Origin of the sequence: Mangrovimonas futianensis (assembly GCF_021245805.1) — a bacterium.
Classification (GTDB): Bacteria; Bacteroidota; Bacteroidia; order Flavobacteriales; family Flavobacteriaceae; genus Mangrovimonas; species Mangrovimonas futianensis.
This window is the reverse complement of record NZ_JAJJNF010000096.1, coordinates 1-256: the sequence shown is the minus strand read 5'-3', so window position 1 is coordinate 256 and position 256 is coordinate 1. Positions and strand designations below refer to the sequence as shown.

1 protein-coding gene is annotated in these 256 nt (G+C 55.9%); it reads right to left on the bottom strand.

Annotated features, from left to right (window positions below):
- On the bottom strand, nucleotides 1–217 hold a 217-nt coding region (locus LOK78_RS16960; RefSeq protein ID WP_232635695.1), incomplete at its 3' end, for an FIDD domain-containing protein.
- Nucleotides 218–256: the final 39 nt, after the last annotated feature.

Here is a 256-nt window from a genome sequence, read left to right as displayed (position 1 = left end):
GGTCGTTGGTGACCCTTACCCATACGGTCTGTGGGGTCTGGGTGTTCACAAAGGCCGTAGCATCTGCTATGGATGTGTCCCCTTCCTCTGCACCTTCTTCCGTGGTATGGTAGGTAGCCGTTAGGCCAGTCTCTCCCGGAAGGATGATACTGTCCTCCATCACCGTTAGGTCAAAGCTCTCGGACAGGTCTCCCGTATCGGTATCGTCACAGGCCACAAGATCCTGAAGGTTCTCTGCAGGGGTCGGTGTTGGCAA